Source organism: Undibacterium sp. GW821-FHT11H02 (assembly GCF_058808015.1).
In genome coordinates this window covers 45384-67055 of record NZ_JBXARG010000007.1, presented here as the reverse complement: position 1 = coordinate 67055, position 21672 = coordinate 45384, and the positions used below count along the sequence as shown (strand labels likewise).

General features: G+C 46.3%; 17 protein-coding genes and 1 tRNA gene. 5 read left to right on the top strand and 13 right to left on the bottom strand.

What is annotated here, in order from left to right:
• Positions 1–19: 19 nt before the first annotated feature.
• Positions 20–412: a RidA family protein gene (locus tag AC1RR2_RS09210; protein ID WP_493221954.1), complete on the top strand. Its 393-nt coding sequence runs from the start codon at positions 20–22 to the stop codon at positions 410–412.
• Here the strand turns inward: AC1RR2_RS09210 and AC1RR2_RS09205 are convergent, their stop codons facing one another.
• The 5 genes from AC1RR2_RS09205 to AC1RR2_RS09185 all read right to left on the bottom strand — a co-directional run bounded on the left by AC1RR2_RS09205 (position 413) and on the right by AC1RR2_RS09185 (position 6383).
• Positions 413–907 carry an arsinothricin resistance N-acetyltransferase ArsN1 family B gene (locus tag AC1RR2_RS09205; protein ID WP_493221953.1) on the bottom strand — a complete coding sequence of 165 codons (495 nt, stop codon included), beginning with the start codon at positions 905–907 and terminating at the stop codon, positions 413–415.
• A 63-nt stretch (positions 908–970) separates the two neighbouring features.
• Positions 971–2413: a pyridoxal phosphate-dependent decarboxylase family protein gene (locus AC1RR2_RS09200; protein WP_493221952.1), complete on the bottom strand. Its 1443-nt coding sequence runs from the start codon at positions 2411–2413 to the stop codon at positions 971–973.
• A 5-nt stretch (positions 2414–2418) separates the two neighbouring features.
• Complete coding sequence (locus AC1RR2_RS09195) at positions 2419–3360, bottom strand: LysR substrate-binding domain-containing protein (RefSeq protein WP_493221951.1); 942 nt, start codon at positions 3358–3360, stop codon at positions 2419–2421.
• Positions 3361–3657: 297 nt separating this feature from the next.
• On the bottom strand, positions 3658–5886 hold the full coding sequence (locus AC1RR2_RS09190; protein WP_493221950.1) for a putative bifunctional diguanylate cyclase/phosphodiesterase: 2229 nt from the start codon (positions 5884–5886) through the stop codon (positions 3658–3660).
• 233 nt (positions 5887–6119) lie between these two features.
• A complete protein-coding gene (locus AC1RR2_RS09185) occupies positions 6120–6383 on the bottom strand; it encodes a DUF2164 domain-containing protein (protein WP_493221949.1) in 264 nt (87 codons plus the stop codon).
• A gap of 196 nt (positions 6384–6579) precedes the next feature.
• On the opposite strand from AC1RR2_RS09185, the gene AC1RR2_RS09180 reads away from it, so the two are divergent.
• From AC1RR2_RS09180 to AC1RR2_RS09170, 3 genes are all read left to right on the top strand, one after another.
• Positions 6580–9462, top strand: coding sequence for a M16 family metallopeptidase (locus tag AC1RR2_RS09180; protein ID WP_493221948.1), 2883 nt, complete (start codon positions 6580–6582; stop codon positions 9460–9462).
• Positions 9463–9713: 251 nt separating this feature from the next.
• Complete coding sequence (locus tag AC1RR2_RS09175; protein WP_493221947.1) at positions 9714–10577, top strand: peptidylprolyl isomerase; 864 nt, start codon at positions 9714–9716, stop codon at positions 10575–10577.
• A gap of 41 nt (positions 10578–10618) precedes the next feature.
• On the top strand, positions 10619–11452 hold the full coding sequence (locus AC1RR2_RS09170) for an alpha/beta hydrolase (protein WP_493221946.1): 834 nt from the start codon (positions 10619–10621) through the stop codon (positions 11450–11452).
• 120 nt (positions 11453–11572) lie between these two features.
• On the opposite strand, the gene AC1RR2_RS09165 is transcribed toward AC1RR2_RS09170, so the two are convergent.
• From AC1RR2_RS09165 to AC1RR2_RS09145, 5 genes are read right to left on the bottom strand one after another with little or no spacing between them, the layout of a single operon-like run.
• Positions 11573–12616 (bottom strand): aldo/keto reductase, encoded by a 1044-nt coding sequence (locus AC1RR2_RS09165; RefSeq protein WP_493221945.1) that lies wholly within the window; start codon positions 12614–12616, stop codon positions 11573–11575.
• Positions 12613–13659, bottom strand: a complete 1047-nt coding sequence (locus AC1RR2_RS09160) for a quinone-dependent dihydroorotate dehydrogenase (protein ID WP_493221944.1) — start codon at positions 13657–13659, stop codon at positions 12613–12615. Before AC1RR2_RS09160 ends, AC1RR2_RS09165 begins: the two co-directional genes overlap by 4 nt.
• Before the next feature lie 29 nt (positions 13660–13688).
• A complete protein-coding gene (locus AC1RR2_RS09155) occupies positions 13689–14480 on the bottom strand; it encodes an arginyltransferase (protein WP_493221943.1) in 792 nt (263 codons plus the stop codon).
• A 6-nt stretch (positions 14481–14486) separates the two neighbouring features.
• Complete coding sequence (gene aat / locus AC1RR2_RS09150; protein ID WP_493221942.1) at positions 14487–15245, bottom strand: leucyl/phenylalanyl-tRNA--protein transferase; 759 nt, start codon at positions 15243–15245, stop codon at positions 14487–14489.
• Between the two features lie 21 nt (positions 15246–15266).
• Positions 15267–15836: an NUDIX hydrolase gene (locus tag AC1RR2_RS09145; RefSeq protein WP_493221941.1), complete on the bottom strand. Its 570-nt coding sequence runs from the start codon at positions 15834–15836 to the stop codon at positions 15267–15269.
• 196 nt (positions 15837–16032) lie between these two features.
• On the opposite strand from AC1RR2_RS09145, the gene AC1RR2_RS09140 reads away from it, so the two are divergent.
• Positions 16033–16109, top strand: a tRNA-Met gene (locus AC1RR2_RS09140).
• A gap of 620 nt (positions 16110–16729) precedes the next feature.
• On the opposite strand, the gene AC1RR2_RS09135 is transcribed toward AC1RR2_RS09140, so the two are convergent.
• The 3 genes from AC1RR2_RS09135 to AC1RR2_RS09125 are packed head-to-tail and all read right to left on the bottom strand — an operon-like array spanning position 16730 to position 21652.
• A complete protein-coding gene (locus AC1RR2_RS09135) occupies positions 16730–19147 on the bottom strand; it encodes an efflux RND transporter permease subunit (RefSeq protein ID WP_493221940.1) in 2418 nt (805 codons plus the stop codon).
• 3 nt (positions 19148–19150) lie between these two features.
• Entirely contained in the window at positions 19151–20227 is a 1077-nt protein-coding gene (locus AC1RR2_RS09130; RefSeq protein WP_493221939.1) for a WD40/YVTN/BNR-like repeat-containing protein, read from the bottom strand.
• A 51-nt stretch (positions 20228–20278) separates the two neighbouring features.
• The gene (locus AC1RR2_RS09125; protein WP_493221938.1) at positions 20279–21652 is read right to left on the bottom strand and encodes a DUF1329 domain-containing protein; all 1374 of its coding nucleotides are present in this window, start codon (positions 21650–21652) and stop codon (positions 20279–20281) included.
• Between the last annotated feature and the right edge of the window lie 20 nt (positions 21653–21672).

The following is a 21672-nucleotide window of genomic DNA, read 5'->3' as shown; positions in this document are numbered from 1 at the left end:
AAAATCGAAAGGAATGAATATGGATTTTTTACAACCACCGGGCTGGGTCCGGCCTCGCGGCTATTCCAATGGCGTCGCTGCCACAGGACGCACGATTTGCGTAGGTGGCATGATAGGTTGGGATGGGCAAGAGCAATTTCATTGCGATGACATCGCCGGACAAACGCGCCAAGCCTTGCAAAATATTGTTGAGGTCTTAGCTGAAGGCGGCGCTAAACCTGAGCATATCGTGCGTATGACTTGGTATGTGATCGACAAAAAAGAATATGTGGCAGCGTATAAAGAAATTGGTGCTGCCTATCGCGATGTCATTGGTAAACATTTTCCAGCGATGGCGGCGGTACAGGTGGCGGGCTTGATCGAAGACCGAGCCCGTGTGGAAATTGAGGTGACGGCGATAGTACCTGAGTAGCTACAGCAATAGCTCCCAATAGGCGACATTGATCCAGCGATCGAACTTGTAGCCAACCTCTTTGAATTCAGCGACCTTTTCGAATCCCAAGGCTTGATGTAAGGCCTCGCTGGCAATATTAGGTTGGGCAATACCGCCTATGGCACAATGTATTTGATGCTTTCGTAATTGATGAATTAGTTCCCGATATAACATGGATCCTATGCCCTTGCGTGCATGCTGATCGCTAACATAAACGGTTGTTTCTACCGATGCACGGTATGCGCTGCGGGCTCTCCAGGCTGTCGCATAGGCGTAACCAAGAACAACATCTCCACTACACGCGAGCAACCAAGGCAAGGTACGAGTGTTGTCGATGATTCTGCGCTCCATCTCTTCGATAGAGACAGGCGATTCTTCAAAGCTGATGGTCGTAGTCAAAACATAGGGGTTGTAAATTGAGCAGATTTCTTTGGCATCGCTGTTTAGTGCATTACGTATTTGTATATCAGTCATAGTTAATTTCGTGAGTTATTGCAACTCGCTACTAGATAGTTGCAGTGCTTGCAAAGTGATTTATTAAATCAAAGTAGACGCCACATCGCGTATCACATCTAACAAATAATCAATAGATGCCTCTGTTTTGCGATGGTTGATGATGCAGGCACGCAGGACAAATTCACCATTTAAACGCGTGCCTGTGATGAATACCCGTCCATCGGCTTCTAGCGCGGGAATCAGTCTTTGATTGATCTCGATAATTTTCTCGGCGGGCAAATCCTGGCCGATATAGCGGAAGCAAGCGATTGCTAAATCACTCTTCGATTTCAATTCAAAATCAGGTGCAGCGATGACTTGTCTCTCCAGATAACGCGTTAAATCCAAATCTTTTTGCATCATGGCCTGAAATTTTGTGAAGCCATAAGCTTTCAAAGACATCCAGACCTTGAACGCTTTGGCGTTGCGTGAGAGCTGGAAGTAATGTTCGTTAAATTCTAAGCGGTCGCTTTTTGCTTCTAAGGAAGTATCGAGATAGTCGGCTTGCTTGAAGTAGGATTCCCTTAAGACCTCCCAGTTACGGACTAAAGTGCAGCCAATTTCAAACGGTTGATACAACCACTTATGAAAATCGAGCGCCACGGAATCCGCTAGTTCCATTCCCGAGTATTTGTCTTTCAGTTCAGGAAGAGATGACACCAAGCCACCGTAAGCACCATCGACATGCAGCCACATACCGTGTTGCTTTGCGATTTTTGAAAGTGCGCTTAAATCATCAATGGCGCCTGTGTTGACTGTGCCAGCATTGCCGACAATACAGAAAGGCGTGAAACCTGCCGCGATATCGGTGGCTATTTGTTGTTCCAAAGCGGCGAGATCGATCTTAAAATCGCTATCGGTCACGATCTTACGTAAATTATTCGTACCTAAGCCCAGTAAAGAAACACTTTTATCGGTGCTGCTATGGGTCTCTTTGCTGCAATAAACGGTGCAGGGGTTCATGCCAAACAGGCCGTTTTTATTTACATTGTGTTTGCGGAAAAATATATTGCGGGCGACGGTCAGTCCGGTCAAGGTCGCTGCTGAACCACCACTTACCATGACACCGCCAGCTTCGGGTGTGAAGCCGACCATGTCTGCGGTCCACGACACAACACGTTTTTCGATTTCGGTCATGGCATGCCCTAGATGCCATTTGGTTGCGTTTTGGTTGATGGTCGACGCCAAGAAATCAGCGATAGTCGATATTTGATTGCCACCCGCCATCACATAGGCATACATGTTCGGGCCGAGATTGCCGGTGGCGGTGTCGAGCACGCGCTCTTTGACGAGCTGCAAAAGATCGAGTGCATCGCTACCCGCCAATGGCAATGGCTCGTCAAACCAAGACGCTACTTCTTTCTGTTCAAACGCATGAAAGCCTTTTTGTTGGGCTAGTCTGGCATATTGATCGAGCACTATGTCTGTCGTTTTCTGCAATAAAGATTGCATGTCTTGCAGGCTGTAATCGAGGGAATTATTCATTTTGTTTAGCTTTTGAATGTGTTCTGAGAGGTTTTCTTGCTAGTTTTTTTACCGTATTGTTGCAGGCGTTTTTCCCAGACTTTGGTGGCTTCAATCACCCAGTCAGTAAACGCGCGAATGGCCGGATTGTCCGCGCAGTCATAGCGATACATCAGGTAAAAATTAAGGGGAGAGTTGCAAACATGATTGGATGCCAGTACCAGTTCGCCTTTCTCTAAACTTTCCCATGCCACTGAGAGCCGGGAAATACCTAAGCCCAGGCCACGTTTCGCTGCATCTAATAATATGACAGCGTCATTAAATTCCAAGCCATCGACTTCTAGCTGTGTGGCTAAGTCTTGTGAACTGGTCCATGCCGACCAATCCATATGGGTGTGTCGTAATAACTGCGAGGCGGGCCATTTAGCGGGATTTTTCCCCAATTTTTTTACTAGTTCGGCGGTGCCAACTACGACCAAACGATCGTTGATTAATAAGTGTGATTTTAAAGTCGGATCAGGACGACTGGTAAAACGAATAGCTACCGTGGCCAATTGCGGTGGCAAACTCGTTAGTGCGTAATCGGCTTGAATGCTGGTACGAATATCGGGATGTGCCAATCTGAACTGCGCTAATTGTGGCAATAAGAGCGTCAAAGCTGCTGAGGCCAGCGTGTTAATTTGCAGTGTTTTTTGTTCGACTTCAGCGTTTGAATAGACCGCCGCATGTAAGGCATTGAGTGGCGCATTGAGGCGGTCAAGTAAATCTTGACCTTCCTTGGTTAATTCTACTCGTGGGCCGTGGCGTGAAAACAAACATAGACCCGACCAATCTTCCAATTGTTTGACCTGACGACTGACCACGCTTTGCGTTAATTTTAATTCTCGCGCCGCTAAGTTAAATTTGCCATGACGTGCAGCTGCCTCAAATACTTGTAACGCGAATAGCGGCGGCAGGCGTTTGCGCATAGCGAGAATCCTTACATTAATCCTATGGTATCCGGTTTTACTAAACTCAGAATTTGTTTCAAATGTGGCTGCGAAATTATCTAAAAAATTAGCACCACATGATATGCGATTTTACCCGACAGAGAAAAATTCTATGATTGTTATTTATGCATAGTGAGTTTGTAAAAAGCGCACTTTTCACTTCGATACAAGATCATCATATTCAAGCCTTATCGACCATAGAATGAGGCAACATTATGTTGGATGAATAAACCAGCAGTGATTCGGAGCTTGAATGTGGGTGTTGCAAGGTGGAGATCAGTTTCGTACCAAAATTTGATCTAAAGGCATAGGGTAGCCGACGCCATAACCCTGCGCGTAATGCACACCTAAGTCTTTGAGTAAATCTAAAATTGCTGTATTTTCGACAAATTCAGCAACCGTTTTTTTACCCATCAGACAGCCGATTTCATGAATCGATTTCACCATCGCTAAGTTAATTGGGTTCGTTTCTATGTCGTGAATAAATTGTCCGTCGATCTTTAAAATATTCACGGGCAGGGTACGTAAATAGGCGAAAGACGATAAGCCACTGCCAAAATCATCGAGTGAAAATTGACAGCCTAGGGCACTCAGTGTTTGCATAAAATTCTTGGCAAAGTCGAGATTGCCTATGGCGGCGGTTTCTGTGATTTCAAAGCAAATTTTTTCGCACGGCAATTGGGATGCCGCAATTTGGGCTTGTACAAAATTGAGAAAATTTTTGTCACTTAAACTTTGACCTGATAAATTAATTGAGCAAAGCTGAATTTTGTCCCTATGCTCTGTCATCCACGCTAGGGCGTTTTGCACTACCCAGCGGTCAACCCGGGCGGCCAAATGGTAGCGTTCTACGGCAGGCATGAAAGCACCCGGTGCGATCATTTCTCCTTTACTACCCTGCATACGTAATAGAAATTCACAATGGATGCCCTTGTTCTGGGGTGCCATGATATCCACAATTGGCTGCGCATATAGCACGAATAAATTGCGAGCTAATGCGTTTTCTATCCGGCTAATCCATTCCATGACCCCGTAGCGTTGGGCGAGTGCCGGGTCATCGCTGGCATAGACGTGGATACGTCCGCGTCCTGCATCTTTGGCGACGTAGCATGCACTATCGGCAGACTGCAAAAGTGAGCCTACGCTCTCGCTATTTTGGTTCAACATCACCATGCCTATGCTGACGCCAATTGCGAAAGTGCGATCCTGCCATTGAAAGCGAAAAGTCGACAAATTATTCTGTAAACGTTCTGCGATTTGTAAAGCTTGCTCTACGCTTTGATGGTGCAAAATCATGCCAAACTCGTCGCCGCCTATACGACATAAATCATCTTCTGCACGCAAGGAGCTACTAAAGCATTGTGCGACCTGGCGCAAGAGCTCATCACCAGCGGCGTGACCGCAAGTGTCATTGATAACCTTAAATTCGTCTAAATCCAGATAGCAAAGAACATGCTGTTGTGATTTTTCCCGGGTTTGATCAAACAGCTTAGCGAGTAGGTGTTCAAAGGCGCGCCGGTTACCCAATCCTGTTAACTCGTCATGCGTTGCCTGAAACTTGATGACATTCTCCGCTGCTTTACGTTCTGAGATATCTTTAATGGTGGCGATGTAATTGACGATATTGCCGTCTTTGTTCCGCACGGGCGAAGGATTCATATACACAGGGAAACGCTCGCCGTTCTTACGCATGAATACTAATTCAAGCTCTTTAAACTCACCAGCGATCAAGGCGTCCATTGCGATTTGTATTGCTTCTATTTCTTCTTCAGGCCAATACGGGTGAGGCGTGCCATGACCGAGCAATTCTTCACGACTAAATCCTGTCATTTTGCACAATGAAGGATTGACTTCAATTTGTTGTCCTTGAGGACTTATTACAGAAAATCCATCTTGCATCGCATGGATCAGGCTATTGGCAAACTCGACGGAGGCATGTAAAGCATCTTCGGCTTGTTGTCGGGCTTGTATAAACTTAACGCGGTCCAATGCAACTGCGACGTGACCGGCCATCGCCTGCATGAATTCTAATTGCCAGGCTTGTGGTGGGCGCACACCCTCGACATCGCCATAAGTCCCAAGGCCTAATGAACCTAATTTTTGGTCGGCGAGTATGAGTGGAACATTGATGATTGTTCTGTTATGTAATAAAGCGACCATCTCTTTATTAGTACGTGGATCGGTACGCGCATCTTCGACTATCACGACATGATTTGCGTCCATGATTTCTTCTATCATGGGATCACCCGCGATGGGAATGTCTATACTTTGAATTAAGCGCGACGTTTCGGATTCTATGCCGCCGCTGAGATGACTGACAATCGATACGATGCCGGGTCTCTCATTAAACAGGGCGAGCCATACATGTGGGTAGCCCAGAATCTCGATGGCAACAGGTGCGTAGGCATTGAGTATGTCCTCAATTTTCCAGGCGCGTTCTAGCTGTTTGCAAAGCTGCAATAATGCTTTGATCAGATCTTCAGAATCAAATTGAGTGCCTGTCATGTTTATTCGCTAAGTGGTTCAGTCAATTGTTAGGCACCGCATGAGTATTCCTTAGCGGAAGGAGTGCGTCAAGAATTGTCCGAGTTTGTAGGATAAATTCCAACATCTTCTTTGCACTTTGATTGAGCGCAAGTGAGTCGCAAAGGGGCCGGCGGCTTAGAGAAAAGCAGAAACCAAGTTTTTCTCTGCGCTCTCTGCGGCGGAGCGCCGACATCTATGCAGTGAAAAATTGATTAAGACCGTTTTTTGCGATTACTCCAATAACTGAATTCATCGGCGTGAACGTCAATGTCCATTTCCTGCACTTGAGTGAGTAAATGGTCTTGAGCATCGCGGACGGCTTGATTGTAGATACACGGCCCGATTTCTTCCAGTATGAAGTCGAGCAGGGCATTGGCGGGAAGATTGCCTAAACTTTCTTCCATATTGATATCAAAATAGCGTTGTAAAGATTCGATCGCTTGTTTGCGAATTTCGGTTTTTAGTTGAATGCTCATGATGGCTAGATATTGAATTAAAGATTTGGAGTCTACCCTAACATTTTTATATAGCGATGTGGGTTTGCTCGATTTTCTTTGGATTTGAATTGATTTTCTGTTTGTGCTGAGCGCTTATTTTGAATGGCGGATTAATTTGTATTTTTTGCAAAATTGTTGTACTTTGCTCGCTATTCTTTCTTCCCTTGAGCGATTTATGTGCCAAATTAATTTCCCCCGACTCTTATTGATCTCAGGTTTATCTCTGATGCCGCTAGTGCTGTCGTTTTCCACCGCAATAGCGCAAGTTAAGGTAACAGCGCAAACGCAGGGTGTGTCCAAGGTATCTGCTTACCCTGATAATCACTTGATTCCTTATTCGCCAAAATTGATCAAGGGACAGTTGGCGAATGGCTTGACGTATTACATACAAAAAAATAGCAAGCCCGAACAAAAAGCTGAACTACGTTTGGTGATTAAGGCGGGCTCGGTTCTGGAAGACGCTGATCAGCAAGGCTTGGCACATTTCACAGAACACATGGCGTTCAATGGCAGCAAGCATTTTAAGAAAAATGAATTGGTGTCTTTCTTAGAGTCGATAGGTGTCAAATTTGGTGCGGATCTGAATGCCTATACCAGCTTTGATGAAACCGTTTATATTTTACCGATTCCTACTGATAAGCCCGACAATTTGGAAAAAGGATTTTTAGTCTTATCGGATTGGGCAAGCGGTCTGAGTTTTGATCCTGCGGAGATTGATAAAGAGCGTGGTGTTGTCTTGGAAGAAGCGCGTTTAGGCAAGGGCGCAGGCGATCGTATCCGCAAGCAAATTTTGCCCAAGGTGCTGCATGGCTCGCAATATGCAGAGCGCTTACCGATTGGGAAAGAAGAAGTCATTAAACATTTTCCTTACGCCGCTTTACAACGATTTTATAAAGATTGGTATCGCCCAAATCTGATGGCGGTCGTGGTGGTGGGAGATGTCGATACGGCTCAGGTTAAGACTTTGATTGAAAAGAATTTTTCCGGCTTAAAGAATCCAGCCAAACCACGGGTACGCACGCAGGCGAGTATTCCTCTAAAGAATATCGGCGAAGCCGTGATCGCGACTGATCCCGAAATGAATATTTCGTCGATTAGTATTTCGCAAGCCCGCTTTTTGAATAAGAACGACGGGACATTTGCTAGCTATCGTCAGCGCCGCATTCAAAATTTCTTTAATTCCATGTTGGCAGAGCGTTTGCGGGAATTGACCCAAGTGGCGAATCCACCATTCTTGGGCGGCAGTAGTGGAATTAGTTCGATTATTGGCGACTACCAGGAAGTCAATTCATCCGCGGCTATAGGCAAAGCGGGAGCACAGGCTGCGATTGATGCCTTGATGGAAGAAAATAAGCGAGTGGCGCAATTTGGTTTTAGTGCGGCCGAATTAGATAGAGCCAAACTAAATTCTCTGCGTAATCTAGAGCACTCGTACAAAGAAAGAGAAAAAACGCAGTCCGCTACTTTGGCGGAAGAGTTCATTCGTAACTTTCTACAAGGCGAATCTATTCCGGGCATAGAGGCCGAATATGTGTTCCACAAAGAGATAGTGGATAGCATTCAACTAGACGAGCTTAATCGCTTTGCTAAGTCAGTGCTCACCGCTAATGCGCCAAAATTAATTATGTATCAAGGCAGCAGTAAACCAGATCAAAGCATTCCAGACGCTGCACAATTGCAAGCCATGGTTAAATCCGCTGAGCAAAAAACGGTTAATGCCAGAATTGAAAAAGTGTTAGCAAAGTCCTTGTTTGACAAGACACTAACGCCAGGTTCAATAGTACAAGAAAGTCAAAATGCTTTATTAGCTACGACGGAATTGATCTTAAGTAACGGCGTCAAAGTCGTACTAAAACCGACTGATTTCAAGAGTGATCAAATCTTGTTGAGTGCGACGCGGGCTGGCGGCACTGCCTTAATTGAGGATGCCGATTATCTGCAAAGTCGCTATGCAACCACCGTGGTTGGTTCTATGGGTGTGAAGGATTTATCACCGATTGATCTCGGTAAAATACTGGCGGGCAAAATCGCCAATGTTTCGACCACGTTCGGTGAAAACAGTGAAGGCGTGAGCGGTACTTCGAATAAGGAAGACCTCGAATCCATGCTGCAAGTTTTACACTTAGTATTGACGCAGCCACGTAAAGATCCAGCCTTGTTTCAGTCCTATGTTGGTAAACAAATGGATGCCTTAAAAAATCAAATGGCAACGCCAGCAGCCCTATTTCAGGAACAATTTATTCAAGCAACTTTCCCAGCACATCCACGCATTCCCGTATTGCCAAAGCCTGAGCATATCGCTCAATTGGATTTGGATCGTATCATGCAGATTTATCGTGCCAGATTTTCTAGCGCCAAAGGTTTTACTTTCTTCATCGTCGGCAGTTTTGATATAGACAAAGTGAAACCATTGTTACTGACTTATTTAGGCAGTTTGCCGACACACGATATTGAACTCGGTATTAAGGATAGAGGTTTACGTCCGAATAAGGGCATAGTCAAGAAAGACGTTTATGTTGGCAAAGAACAGCAAAGTATGGTGACGCTGCAAATGCATGGTGAGCGAGCAATGACTATTGAAGAACGCTTGCGTTTTTCTGCCATGGTCGAAGTTTTGCAATTACGTTTGACCGCCAAGATGCGCGAAGAATTGGGGGCTGTGTATAGCCCGAGAGTCACCGGCTCGCTAAAGCGCATACCGTATCAGGGGTACTCTGTGGTATTGGCATTACCAAGCGGCCCTGAAAACGTCGATAAGTTATTGGCCAGTAGCTTTGCGCTGATGGAACAAATGAAAGCCGCGCCCGCAACGGAAGATGAGCTGAATAAAGTTAAAGAGAACTGGTTAAAAAATCGTAAGGAGAATATCAAAACGAACGGCTTTTGGTTATCGGCTATGAGCAACGCATTGCAGAATCAAGACGATCCTGCTGAGATATTTAAATTCGAAGATAGAGTTAAAGCACTGAACACGAAAGACATACAAGATGCGGCACTAAGCTATTTGGATACGAAGAATTTTATACAAATAGTGATGTATCCAGAGTCCGCTAAGTAAGAAAATAAAAGTGCAAATTAAGATGTGGGGAAATAATTTGTAAGCAGAAAATGGAACTTTTGCATAAGCGGACTTTCTTATCTTTGTTCTTATTTGTTGAGAGCAATCATAAAGAACGACAGTTTTATCTAGAATTCCTTATTTCGTAAGCCCATCAACTGTGCCGACCATAAAAAAAGAAAGCGACTCTAATCATGACTAAAAAAATCAAGCTACTTGTTTGCCTCAGTGTATTGAGTACTGTTCACGCTATGAACACAATAGCGACAGCGCAGACTCCAGCGAAACCAGTCGCCAAGCCCAGTATGCAGGATGTTTTGAAAGTATCAAAAGCGGGGGACTGGCGGCCATTAGACCCAGACAATACGCTCTATCTGGATATGGACAAAGGCCGTGTGGTGATCGAATTGGCACCTGAGTTTGCACCGAAAAATGTCGCGAATATTAAAGCCTTGGTCAAAGACGGCTATTTCGACGGCTTAGCCATGATACGTTCGCATGACAATTACGTAGCTCAGTGGGGCGATCCAGGTGAAAAACGTGAATTCAAAAACGCTGCCAAAAAAGTTGAAGGCGAATTTACGGTCAAATATAAAAAAGATGCCCAGTTCACACGCTTACCCGATGTGGATGGCTACGCGCCGCAAGTCGGCCATGTGAATAGTTTTGCCGCTGCTCGTGATCCCAAAACACAAACTACCTGGCTCACACATTGTTACGGCGCGATTGGCGTAGCTCGAGGAAATGAAACCGATAGTGGTAATGGTAGCTCTTTGTATGCCGTCACCGGTCATGCGCCGCGCAATCTGGATCGTAATATCACCGTAGTTGGCCGCGTTATGCATGGCATAGAACTACTATCGAGCTTGCCACGCGGCACGGGGGCATTAGGATTTTATGAAAAACCTGAAGAGCGCACTCCAATCAAATCCGTACGTCTCGCCGCTGAGGTACCAGAAGCGGAACGTACCAAGTTAGAAGTCTTCCGCACCGATACCGCTCAATTTCAAGCACTGGTTGAAGCACAAAGAAATCGTAGTGGTGATTGGTATAAGTTTGCAGCGAATCATATTGAACTGTGTAATGTGCCGATTCCGGTACGGGTTGTGAAATAAAAAATATTGGTTGCAAGACTCGATTTCTCTTTTGGATTTTTATGCTGAAAAAAAGTGTCCTCTTATTGTTGATGACGGTTTTAATTTCTACTGGTTGCATGACCGTCAATGTCAGCTCAAAGCAGTTTATTCCGCGAGATAGAAATAAAATCACGCTCTTAAAAACGCTTGCGCCAGAATATCAGACCGAAAGTATTGAATTTGTTCAGGCCGATGGCGCTATTAGTCGTGGAGTGTATTTTCATAAACCCGGTGCAGAGTTTACCGTATTGTATTTTCTAGGTAGCGGTATTCGCGTCGACGCTGATGGCGCGTATTTTTTGAAGCCATTTACAGACCTCAATGCCAATGTCATCGCATTTGATTATCGCGGCTTTGGGCGCAGCGATTCAACAGGACAAACACATGACTTGAAAGAAATCGAAACCGATACCTTGGCTCTTTATGACTATGCGCGTAAGAAAGTGAGCGGAAAATTAGTCGTGCACGGACATTCATTCGGTAGTTTTGTTGCGGCGAAACTGGCTAACTTGCGGCCTGTTGATAGTTTAGTCTTAGAAGGAACCGGGACTGATGCTGCAACTTACACAAGAAATTTAACGCCTTGGTTTGCACGACCTTTTGTGAATATTCAGTTGACTGGTGATATCGCCCAAATTGATAACCGTCGCTCGTTACTAAACGCACAGTTTCCGATTTTCATTATCGCAGGTGAACATGACGCCACCACGCCTGAATCCACTGCACGTGATTTATTCGATAGTTTGAATCAAACCAATAAACGATATTTGAAAGTGAATGCTGGACATATGGATGCCATGACTTTTCCGGTTACTCTTGCCGCTTATCGGGAATTTTTGAAGGGGCAGTATTAATTTCAAGAACTTATTGAGATCGAACATAAATGACGCTGTAGGCTGGGCTGCAAAGCCCAGCATTTTTTCGGTAGTCGCGCAATATTATTGGGCTTAGCTCAGTGCCAAGCTACGAACTTATTACTGCGCTGGATTTGCACCTTGCGCATGAATTTGGTTGACCGCAGCAATCAGCTCATCACTCAAATGTATGTCAGTTGCACGAATATCTTCTTCCAACTGCTGCAAATTCGTCGCGCCAATAATCGTACTCGCCACAAACCAACGTGTATAGCACCAAGCCAATGCGAGTTGCGTTGGTGTCAGCCCATGTTCGCGGGCCAACGCTGTGTAACGCGCGCTGGTGGCGATGACTTCGGGACGCAAATAGCGTGGACTCCAGGTTGGTGGGAATTGAGTTAAGCGTCCTTTGGCATGTGCATCATCAACGTATTTACCCGTTAAACGTCCAAAGGCGAGTGGGCTGTAGGCCAATAAACCAACTTGTTCGCGATAACAGGTTTCGGTTAATCCTTGTTCGTAGCTACGGTTCATCAGGTGATAAGGGTTTTGAATCGAGATGATGCGGGCTTGTTGCTTGCGTTCGGCATGTTTGATAAATTCGCTCACGCCCCATGGTGTTTCGTTGGAGACGCCGATGTGACGAATCTTGCCTTCTTTGATCAGACTATCTAAGACATCCAAAGTTGCTTCAATCGCGACGCTGCCATGTTCCAAATCGGGATTAAATTCTTTCTGGCCGAAGATAGGCGCGTTGCGGCTAGGCCAATGCAATTGATAGAGATCGATGTAATCGGTGTTCAGACGTTGCAAACTCGCTTCAACTGCAATTCGGATATTTTTCGCATCGAGATCGTTGTCGCCATTGCGTATCCATGGCATACCGCGTGAAGGGCCTGCAACTTTGGTGGCTAAAATGACTTTGTCACGTTGAGCTGATTGTTTGAGCCAACTGCCTATGTATTGCTCGGTACGATTCACCGTTTCTGCGCGTGGCATGACGGGATACATTTCGGCGGTGTCAATGAAATTCACGCCATGTGCTAGTGCGAAATCAAGCTGTTGATGCGCTTCGGCCTCGGTGTTTTGTTCACCGAATGTCATGGTGCCGAGACACACTTCTGACACCATTAAATCGCTGCTGCCTAGTTTTTTGAGTCTCATGATTTGTTATTCCGTATCGCTAATGCACATTCACGTACCAAGGCGGGGCCGCGATAGATCAAGCCGGAATACACTTGCACCAAAGAGGCGCCCGCGTCCATTTTTGCTACCGCATCTTTGCCTGAAAAAATGCCACCAACACCGATGATAGGTAGGGCGTCGCCGAGTTCTGACTTCAATGCGCGAATTACCTTATTGGATAATTCAAATACCGGTTCGCCCGATAAACCACCAGCTTCTTCGCCGTGTTGCAGGCCTTTGACGGCATCGCGGGTGATGGTGGTGTTGGTCGCAATTACGCCGTCGATTTTGTGACGCAATAGAGATTCGGCGATGTTTTTGATTTGTTCGCTGTCGATATCGGGTGCGATTTTTAAGGTAATTGGCACATAGCGTTTGTGTTGATCTGCTAAGCGTTGTTGTGCATCTTTAAGTTTGGATAATAGGTCGTCGAGTTCAGAAACACCTTGTAGTTGGCGCAGGTTTTTGGTGTTCGGTGAAGAGATGTTGACAGTCACATAGCTGGCGTAAGGATAGACTTTGTTCAAGCACAGTAAATAATCGTCAGCGGCTTTTTCTATAGGCGTGTCAGCGTTCTTGCCGATGTTGAGACCGAGCACGCCTTGTTTCTCTTGATAAAAACGCGAAGCTTGGACATTGGCGATAAAGGCATCGACGCCGCCATTATTAAATCCCATACGATTGATAATCGCATTGGCTTGCGGCAGGCGAAACATGCGTGGCTTAGGGTTGCCAGCTTGAGCGCGGGGTGTGACGGTGCCTATTTCTATCGAGCCAAAACCTAGCGATGCCAAGCCATCGATGTAACGCCCATCTTTATCCAGGCCTGCAGCTAGACCAACCGGATTGGGAAACGTAATGCCCATTACTTTGCGCGGATCGGCGGCAGGCTTCGGTAGCAGACGCGTCAGGCCCATATTGTGAGCACGCTTTAAACCCGGCAGCGTTAGGTCATGTGCGCTTTCTGGATCCATAAAGAAGAGGAAAGGGCGGGCTAAAGAGTAGAGCAATTGATCGGACATAATGTAGAGGAACTTTAAGTGAATTAAATTTAGATTGATTTCCAGCTGCCATCGAGTAAGGCTTGCAGCGGTTTGAAATTAGTTTTGTACGACATTTTGCGGCTGGCTTCTATCCAGTAACCGAGATACAGATAAGGCAGGCCGAGAATTTTGGTTTGCGCGATTTGCCATAGGACATTGAAGGTGCCGTAAGAGCTATGAGGTGCGTCCGGGTCGTAGAATGTGTAGACCGACGATAAGCCGTCGTTCAAAATATCGATGATGCTAATCATGCGCAAGATATTTTGTTCATCGCGAAAAGCAACTAGCCTCGTATCGACCCGGCTTTGCAATAAAAACTGTGCATATTGATCGCGACCATCTTGATCCATACCACCACCTGCATGACGACGACTTTGATAGCGTTGATAGAGTTCAAAATGTTCCTCCACAAATTCCAGAGGCAAAATCTCTGCATGCAGATCTGCGTGTTGTCGCAATGCGCGGCGTTGACTGCGATTGGTTTTGAATTCGTCAACTAAAGTACGCACAGGAGTACAAGCTGAACAATGGTCGCAATAAGGGCGATAGATAAAAACGCCGCTACGCCGAAAGCCACGACTGACTAGTTCCGAATAAACCTCATTGCCAATCAGATGTGCTGGCGTTGCCACCTGTGAGCGCGCTTGTCTATCATCGAGATAGCTACAAGCATAGGGCGCCGTCGCATAATAATGCAGCGTGATGTAGTCGTCGGCACTATTGCCGTCCTCAACAGCGTCACTAACATCGTTAGCATTTGGCGATATTGGTGACACTGGCGGATTAGTTCGGGATTGCATCGCAATTCATCTTTCTGCTGGCTGGGGATGCGCGGTTTGTAGGTATTCTTTTAAGCTGAGTAAATCTAAGGGCTGCCAATGACTGATTGTGTTTTGCTTAATGGCTAGGTTCACATGTTGCATGAAATCGCGTCGGCTGATGGGCTTAGCGCCAAATGTCGCCAAATGCGCAGTTTCTTGCTGGCAGTCTATCATTTCTACATCGTGCTTGCGTAAGAAAACGACCAACTGACTTAAAGCCATTTTAGAGGCATCTGTCACCTTGGCAAACATGGATTCGCCATAAAACATCTTGCCTATACAAATACCATAAGCACCACCCACCAGTTCGTCAGCTAGCCAGACTTCTGAGCTGTGCGCATAACCCATTTTGTGTAGGGAGGTGTAACCAGCAATAATTTCTTCTGAAATCCAGGTTCCATCTTGATTCTTGCGTGGTTCTGCACAGTGACGCATGACCTGTTCAAATGCCGTGTCAAAACGAAAACTCCAGTGCGGATCTTTGAGTGATTTGTTCAGATGTTTCTTTAAACTATCTGATAGCTTAAAGTCTGTAGTCTTTAATACCATACGCGGATCAGTCGACCACCACAACACGGGTTGGCCTTCAGAAAACCAGGGAAAGATGCCATTTTGGTAGGCATTTAATAATCGCTCTGGCGATAAATCTGCACCGGCGGCCAATAAGCCCGCGGCGCCTTGTTCTTCCGTCAATGCTTGTTCCACATCAGGGAAAGGACTATCTAATTCTAACCAAGGAATCATGAGTGCTGAATGCCGAAATGTTTAGTCAGTGCGATGCGATTTATAAAAATCATGTTCGTGCAAACTAAATTGTCCGCCGACACGTACTTTTTTCAGGTCTTCAAAAAAGAATTTTAATGTCTGGCTAACAGTTGGAAAGGCAATCTCGTTCCAAGGGATTTCATGTTCAGCAAATAAGGCGACTTCAAGGCTCTCGGTACCGGCCAAATAATTAGTGTCAATTAAGGTCGCTCTATAGAATAGGTGAACTTGATCTACGTGCGGCACGCTGAGTACCGAAAATAATTCGTGTAGTTCTATATTCGCACCAGCTTCTTCTATCGTCTCGCGTTGCGCGGCCTGGCGACAGGTTTCTTGATTTTCCATAAAACCCGCAGGCAAAGTCCAGTAGCCATAACGCGGCTCGATTGCGCGTTTGCAGAGCAGCACTTTGACTTCGCCAGCGATATTCCAAATCGGCACAGTGCCGACCACCATGTTCGGATTTTGATAATGAATTGTGCCACACTCCGTGCAGACAAAGCGTTCACGCGTATCGTCAGCGGGAACTTTCAGAGCCACAGGTGCAGCGCAAGCAGAGCAAAATTTCATGGTGTAAAGCTTTCGGAGCAAAGACATAAATTGTATCTGTGAAAGTGTATCACCGCCTGCTTGTTTCTCTGTGTGAAGCGATGATAAAACTACTTAGCGTCATAAAGCTGCCATACAAATACGCCGACGAATAATACTTAAGCATAGAAAGAAATTGCGCAAAGCAGCAAAGTCCTGTATAGTTCTACTTATCAGACGCGGGGTGGAGCAGTCTGGCAGCTCGTCGGGCTCATAACCCGAAGGTCGTAGGTTCAAATCCTGCCCCCGCAACCAAAATTCTTCAGTAAAATCAAAGGCTTACGTAAATGACGTCAGCCTTTTTTTACGTCTGTCGGGTTATTTGCTGCAATTTTGCTGCAGTTGATATAAACCGGTACCTATACCTTGTTCCTTAACTACTTTTTGGAGCAATGTATGGCATCAATTATTCATCGTGGTCCTTACCAATTTCTTAATCCGTTCCCATTTTTAGGTCGATATCAATAGGCGATCCCTGTGTCGAGGAGATGCTTTGGAGTGGTCTATTTTGCGCCGCATAATGTCAAAATTCCGTGGAATTGATTAGCAGGGTATTAGGCCATTTTTTGGAGGTCGGCAGAATATTCACGCAAACTGATGATCTTATATTGCGACAATGCGAATCTAGATCTGACGGTTAGAATTAGAGGGAATCTTTTTTTGCAGTCAATCTTTCAAGAGGAGATGGCGTTAGCAGATATTCGATCTTTGTTAGCGCGATATTTGAGCATGTACAACGGCCTACACTGTTGAAAATGCAGAAAACATCCGTGTTATGTATGATGTTTTCCGCACTAGTAGGCTGAATTTTGCAATGACTCATTGACTTAGCGACTCCTTGATCCAATCCAAGGAATCAAGTAAGCAGCCATTGTTTATGCTTTCACTTTCTTTAATAGGAAGTGCGATAGCGATGGGATCAAGATTAAAGCGCCTATCATATTCCACACAAACATGAAGGTGAGCAAGACACCCATGTCTGCCTGGAATTTGATCGGTGAGAAGGCCCAAGTGACGACGCCCGCAGCTAAGGTTACGCCGACCAAGGCGACTACTCTCCCAGTGAACAATACAGCCTCACCATAGGCTTGTGCTAAGTTCATGCCGCGCCGCTGACCTGCTAGCTGTACTGATAACAAATACAAAGCATAATCAACACCAATACCGACCCCGAGCGCGATGACTGGCAAAGTCGCCACTTTCACGCCTATACCCAACATGACCATCAAGGCTTCGCATAAGATTGACGTCAATACCAGCGGTAAGACTGCGACGATAGTGGCACGCCATGAGCGGAAGGTGACCAGGCACAACAAAATCACGGCGATATACACATACATCAGCATCGTGCTATTTGCTTCGCGTACCACAATATTCGTCGCTGCTTCGATCCCTGAATTTCCGGCCGCAGGCAATAACTGCAGTTGCGCAGGATTAGTTGGATGACTGGCGATGAAATTCTCGACGGTTTTTAATACTGTGCTGAGCGTTTCTGCTTTGTGGTCTTTCAAGAAAGCTACCAGCGGCATCACCGAGCATTCCGTATTAAACAAATCAGGCATATTGATGCTTGCTTGTTGTGCCGCATAGTTTAAAACATCTTGATTACGGCTAATCGTTAGCCACTTCGGATTCGCTTCAAAAGAACCGGCAGTCACTTGACGGATCACATCGGGTAAGCCCATGGTCATACGTACTTGGGGTAGTTGTTGTAACTCCCATGCCAGTTGATCGACGTGGTCTAAGGTTTCATACTTCAAACAGCCTTCTGGCGGGGTTTTGACAATGACGGCAAAGACATCGCTGGATAGAGCGTAGCGGCTAGTAATGTAATTATTATCTTGGTTGTAGCGTGAATGGGGTCTTAGCTCAGGCGCACCTGGATCTAAGTCTCCAATTTGTAAGCGACCAGCGATGATAAAGCCGACAATTCCGAGTAATAGTGAAACCACAATAGCGCTCAGTGCCCAACAGCGTTTTTCCGCAAAATGGTCAAGAACCACCCACATTCCACGATGCCCTGCGAGTTGACGTTGTTCTTGTTCCAAAGCGCGCCGTGCTGCGACTGGACTAACGCCGACATAGCTGAGTAAGACTGGGAGTAATAAAAGGTTCGTAAATACTAAGACCGCGACCCCGATGCTCGCCGTCAATGCCAATTCTCGAATGACTGGAATAGGGATTAACACGAGCACCGCAAAGCCAACTGCATCCGCGAGGAGTGCGGTGACACCTGCTAGGAATAAGCGACGGAAGGTATATCTGGCGGCGACTAATCGATGTGTGCCACGCGCGATGTCTTGCATGATGCCGTTCATTTTTTGCGCACCGTGACTTACGCCTATCGCAAAAACCAAGAATGGCACCAGCATAGAGTAAGGATCGAGTTCTAATCCAAAGACGACCAGCAACCCTGATTGCCACAAGACCGCGACCAAAGAACAGCCAAGTACTAACATGCTAGAACGTAAGCAGCGTGTATAAAAATACAGTAAGACGGTGGTGATCAAGATGGCGATACCAAAATACAGTGCAACTTGGACCAAGCCATCGAGTAAGTCACCGGCAATTTTTGCAAAGCCGATCACATGTATTTTCACGCCCCAAGGTTTGCCGTCTGGGCCAACACCGTGTTCAAAATTCGCACGTAGCTGGTCGATATTGCGACTGAGTTGCCAATAATTAATGCGCTTACCATCTGCCCCCTTATCTAATAAGGGCAACTGGACCACCGCTGATTTCATATCGTTGGCGATCAAGTTGCCAACCAGATTGGCACGATTGATATTCACGCGTAATTTATCCAGGTTGGCAGCGGATCCATCAAAGCCATCTGGGATAACAGGGCCGCCACTAAAACCTTCTTCCGTCACTTCCGTCCAACGTACTGCGGGAGTCCAAATCGACTTCATCCAAGCTCTATCGACGCCCGGCATTAAAAACAATTCGTCGTTGATGCGTTTGAACGCTTCGAGATAACGCGCATCGAGCACTTCACCTTGGGTATTTTCAACGACGATGCGCAGGTTATTGCCCATACTGCGCAAGTCTTTTCTATTTTCCAAGAAATTCTGGATGTAGGGATGTCCGGTCGGGATCATCTTTTCAAAGCTGGCATTGATGTCGACACGGGTTGCCAGCCAACCGAGAACGAGCGTGATGATGGCGCAAACCAGCAGCATCCAGCGACGATGATTAAAGACAATACGTTCAAGTAGATTACCCGAATTAGCGGGGAAATCGGCCAGATCTCGCACCACGGGCATTTCATTAGAGGCAGAAGTGAGCGCCATGATTTACTCTTTCGGAATGGGAAGGCTGCGCAATCCGCGCGCCCCGGCAAGTATCAGTTTGCCGGAAGTGAAATGAATTGCTGAGAGGGGTAAAGATTCTGCCATTTTCACAACTTCAAAATTCTTTCCGCCATCTGAACTAACGCTGAGTGCACCACTTTGATCGGCTAGCCAAATACTGCCATCTGCCTCGATTGCCGACGAGGTAATGCTTGCATGTAATCCAGTTTGTAGTAGCGTCCAATGTTGACCGGCATCTTCGCTGATGACCGCATTACCACGCATACCGTGGGCGATGATGGCTCTACCGGTGTCGAGTAGACCAAAGAAGCTGCCTTCATACGGTGTTTGTCGTTTTACGAATCTTTGTTTCTGTTGATCTAGAACCAGCACCAGACCAGCTTCTCCGGCGATAAATAGGGAACCTTGATGTGCGCGGATCGCATTGAAATTCAATAATTTTTCACTGTTGTCGGTACGGTCATACCAACTTTCCCAAGATTTTCCTCCATCTTTGGTATGGAAGATGAGATTGTAGGCGCCGACCACGAAGCCTTCATTTTGATTGAAGAAATAGATGTCGAGGAAGGGCTTATCGGGACCGACTTCGAGATTACGTTGTGCTTCCGCGGTAAGAAATTGATGATCAGGACTAGTAGCGTTGGTATTGAGTGCTGCTAGTGTCAGACGATTTGCACTGATTCCGTCGAGTATTTTTTTCCAGGTGGCGCCACCATTCTCGGTCGCTAATACCACTCCATTGTGACCAATCGCAAAACCGTGTTGTTGATTGAGAAATTGCACGCCAGTCAGATCTGCACTGACTGGGGAAGCAGATTGGGCCCAGCTTTTTCCGGCGTCGTCGGACAACAGAATGTGTCCACGTTGACCCACCGCCACAATCCGTTGTGAGCCCGCTGAGGCGATTGCTGTCACCAGACGCTGTGGTGCTAATGCACTGATGCGTGCAGGTCTTAGCAAAGTATCTGAATTACTTTGTATGGCGGTTGTCGCGAAGATACCGAAGCTGGCGCAGCTTACGACACAGGCGATCACGCAGGTAGAGAACTTAATGCGCATAGATTTTTCCAAGAGAAGGCGCTCTAAGGAGACGTAGAGCGCCGGAACTAATTAGCGAATGCCAGAACCTGCCAATGCGTCAGCGGTCCATTGTTTCTCAGGAAGTGGATCAATGTACTTGATGCCGAACGGATAAGCACCGAGCAATCCAATGATGTTATAACTACCAGTAGCGAAATCGTAGAAGAATTGTGCAGTCGCGCCTGGTGCGGGTTGCTCATAGGCTGGCGTGAATGCAGTGAAGCCAGCACGATACAATTTGCCGTGTGCATCATACTGATCTGATGCCAAGGCATACCAGCTATCTTCATCTAAATAGAAAGTCCGTTTTGCGTAAATGTGACGCTTACCTTCTTTGAGAGTGGCTTCTACTACCCAAACACGATGTAATTCCCAACGCAAGAAGTCTGGATTAACGTGATTGACAGTCGCGACTGCGTACGGATCTTTTGCATACGACAATTTATACGCATTGTAAGGAACAATGATTTCGCGCTTGCCGACTAACTTCCAATCGAAACGATCTAATGCACCACCAAACACGAAGCTATCGTCGAAAGTCGAGGTTCCCGCGGTTGCTGGATTGGGCGTATCGTAAGCGAGATCAGGCGACATTTTTACACGTCGTTGACCAGGCAGGTACTGCCATGCTTTACGATTGTTTTGCAAAGGATTGATGTAATCCTGAATCAATAAGGCTTCGCCAGTGCGACGTGCTGGTGCGGTGTAAGTTACCTTGGTACGGAAGTAGATATCCTTGTCGCCCGATACGCCAGTGCGTTTAGGGTCGTAGTAAGGGTATTCCACCGTAATGTCACCGGTGGTTGCTAACACCACGCTACCAGAATTGCTGACATTGATGGAATCATACTTCGCGTTATAAGTATGACCAGCAAATCGTAGCAAGTGATTCCACATCGCTTCATTGCCCGTTTTGGGAATAGGGAAAGGAATGCCTGCGTAAGTTCCTTCTACACCCAAGCCATTGTCAATGGTCTTGACTGAAGTTGCATTTTTCAAGGTATTGTCGAGTACATACTTTGGATAAGCCGCACTGCGATGTGTTGGATAGACATCCACTCGCATGCTTGGGTAACGCTTCAATAATTCGCGTGTTCCAGCCGTCAATTTGGATTCGTACTGGCCGACGTTCGCCGCAGTAATTGAATACACTGATTTTTCGCCAGCAAACGGGTCAGGACGCAGGCCCGAACCCTTTTGATAGCCCGCAGGTATGGTGGTGAGTCCACCAGTGTAGGGAGGAATGGTTTTGTCTGCATTCCCAGCCACTTCCGCACCAAACACCGTTAAGGTCGTGCCGAGTTTTTTTGCTTCATCTGCACCGACGGCTGCTAGCGCTGAAGCGGTTGCCAAGGTCAGAGCCGAAAAAGTCCAGATATGTTTTTTTGCAAATTTTGTTAACATGCTTGTCTCCGTGAATAAAT